Annotated in this window: 2 protein-coding genes and 1 pseudogene; 2 read left to right on the top strand and 1 reads right to left on the bottom strand. The window is 40.8% G+C overall.

Annotated elements, in window-relative coordinates; translation table 11 throughout:
* On the bottom strand, positions 1 to 1,034 hold a 1,034-nt coding region (locus LC574_RS33755; protein WP_229457962.1), incomplete at its 3' end, for a DUF2157 domain-containing protein.
* A 263-nt stretch (positions 1,035 to 1,297) separates the two neighbouring features.
* On the opposite strand from LC574_RS33755, the gene LC574_RS33750 reads away from it, so the two are divergent.
* Together LC574_RS33750 and LC574_RS33745 are read left to right on the top strand one after the other, a co-directional pair.
* Entirely contained in the window at positions 1,298 to 2,269 is a 972-nt protein-coding gene (locus LC574_RS33750) for an RsmB/NOP family class I SAM-dependent RNA methyltransferase (RefSeq protein WP_229457960.1), read from the top strand.
* Positions 2,270 to 2,716: 447 nt separating this feature from the next.
* A pseudogene (locus LC574_RS33745) lies at positions 2,717 to 2,947 on the top strand (hypothetical protein); the annotation flags it as partial.

Genomic DNA, 2,947 nt, shown 5'->3' with positions numbered 1-2,947 from the left:
AGAAACAACCATTGCAATACCGCCAAGCCACTGAGAATCCCCAAATCGATGATCGGCAGAGACTCAAATAAGTTTGTCACATTCGTAGGCTGATTATAACCATAATTTGGAGATTCCCAGACCCAACGAAAAGACAAGATATAAAAGACAATGCCAAAGCTTACCAACGCTAAATTACGGGCCAGAGATTGAAACAACCTGTAATTTATGGTTGGAAACAGCAAGTCATCATAACTCCAGAATAATGCAGGTGGGAGTGCAAAAGCAAAAGATGCCACCCAAGGGGCTATATCAGCATAATTCAGCAGTGGCAGAGGATTAAGGTTGGCTTGTAAGGAACTAGCAAAGACAAAGGCTGCTAAACCAAAAATCCAACGCGATCGGCAGAAGTAGGCTAAGGGTACAAACACCAGCCATGCCAACAAAGGCAGATGCTGCACCACTAGGCGCGACCAAGTTAGATCACCTGAAGCGTACCACAAGTCTTCTAACCCCGTCCAATAGCCGATTTCCACGAGGATAATTGACAGAATTCCTAAAGAATTTAAGCACAAACTGAAGGCCATCACCACAACACCGAACCCCCAGGCGAGAAACAGTTGGGAAGCTGAACCAGCAATATTGAACATCTGGGCCATCAGCAGTAAATTTGCACCGAAAATGAAGGCGCTTAAAATTAGCAACGCCTCTCCTAGTAAGCGTTTGCTTTTTTGTGGCTTCTTTCCTTCAGTTTGTCTCCAATTGTAAAAACCAGTGATTGCGATCGCAAAAAACAAACTGATCAGCAGAATAAACTTGACTTCTCGTGATCCTCCCTGCCAGTTTCCTGCTACAAAAGTAATTATGCCTAAGCATAAAAGTATGCCGCCTATAGCAATCGCGATTGCTTGATTGCGATCGCGTGCAGCAGCTTCCAAGTTCTTAAATTGATAACGTTCTGCTATTTCCTCATACAGCGAAGAACTAATTAATCCTTCATCCCTCCATAATTGTGCTTCTTTGCGTAATTTTTGCGGAAAACTATCTAAGAACATGACCATCTCCGGTGCAGTGGGGTAGCTTGGCCATTGCGTTCCCAATGGCGGTCATTATATTTTGAGTATGAAGCCAAAACCCTTAATTACATTGTTCTTGTGTAACAGTTTTATTTTGATACAAGCTAATTCATAATTCGTAATACTTCGGCTTACCTCAGCACAAGTCGGCACAAGTCGCGGTTCCTGAGCGTAGTCGAAGGGCGGTTCCTGAGCGTAGTCGAAGGGCAGTACAAGTTCGGAATTCGTAATTAATAATCTATATGGAAAAACCTTCTAATTTATTACTTAAAGTCTCGCGGCGTTTGTTCACTAATCTAGATGAGCAAGAAAAATTTATTGAGGCTTTAATGAATCCTCAGCCTTTTTCACCCAGTATTCTTTGGTGTAAAGAAAAGCCAGAGGTTTCGCCTTTGGCAGTGGAAACACCAACTTCTTGGCAACCACAATTTATAGACCGTTTATGCTTAGAAGAAAAACCCGGTCAGCATCTATTGCATCAACAAGGATATTTCTATTCTTTAGATTTCTCTTCGGTGTTTGCAGCTAGTACTTTGTTAGCTATTCCTGTGCCAGTAAGTTTAGTTTTTGATATGTGTGCCGCACCAGGAGGAAAAAGTATCTTCGCTTGGAAAGCTTTACAACCTGACTTACTTATCAGTAATGAAGTCATTGGCAAACGTCTGGGAATGCTAATTTCTAATTTAAAGCGTTGCCAGATTAGCCCTAGTGCAGTGGTTAATAGAGATTCGAGTATATTTGTCGAAATGTTTGCCTACTCTAGCAATCTAGTAATAGTAGATGCTCCTTGTACTGGACAATCTTTACTGGCTAAAGGCGAAAAAGCACCCGGATGTTTTCATCCAACTGCTATTAATAAAAGTGCAAATCGACAAAAACGCATTATAGCTAACTCTGCTAAACTTGTTTCACCACAAGGCTATCTTGCTTATATGACTTGTACATATTCACCTGAAGAAAATGAGCAAGTTTGTGAATGGTTTTTAGAACGCTTTCCCCAGTTTCAGGCAAGAGAAATTAGTAATTTAGCTAAATATCAGTCACATTTAACTAAAATGCCTTGTTATCGGATGTTTCCTCAAGATATGTTAGGTGCTGGTGCGTTTACCATACTGTTTAAAAATACTAACGAGCATGAAAATGAGGGTAAAGAAGTAGATTTAAATACAATAGCTTCGCTGTATATCTACCAAAATCTGAAAAAGTCAAGTTAGTTAAATTGATGGCAGATATTCTGGCATTAAAGCATACAGAATATTTAATGTTTTGAATAGTGCTACATTTGTCAATCAGCCATCAGGCAATACGGTTCAGTTAGCGTCAAAAACCTTAAACTGCGTAGGTTGGGTTGAGGAACGAAACCCAACATTTTCGGTGGTTTGTTGGGTTTCACTTCGTTCAACCCAACCTACGATTATCCTTAACTGAACCGTATTGGGGTGGGCAGTGTCTACCGTTGGCTCAAACCCTTATTTTAAAACTGAAGCGCCGATTGTTGGGCGTTATAGTTTGGAAAAATAATTGCGATGCAGCTAAAGCAGTGGATAAAGAGTGTTCATGCTAGAGAGAGCGCCTTATTTTAATTGTTAAGAAATATAGGAGTCATGCTAATTACTAGTTAAGATAGGCAGTGAAAACACTAAATTATCCGAGTAAAGAACGTGGCAAATATTCAGGGCACCTCCGGAAACGACTATCTAGTTGGGACTCAAGGAAGCGATCAAATATACGGTCATGCAGGCAATGACATTCTAATCGGTGGGGGGGGTAATGACTACTTAGTGGGAGGAAGTGGTAATGACACTCTCACTGGTGGTAGTGGTAGAGATACCTTTGTCCTGAATTACTCAGGTGGCGGTATTGATAGAATTACAGACTTCTCAGTTAGTAAT

The organism is Nostoc sp. CHAB 5715 (assembly GCF_020829685.1).
Lineage (GTDB): Bacteria > Cyanobacteriota > Cyanobacteriia > Cyanobacteriales > Nostocaceae > Nostoc.
This window is presented reverse-complemented; position numbering and strand designations above follow the sequence as displayed.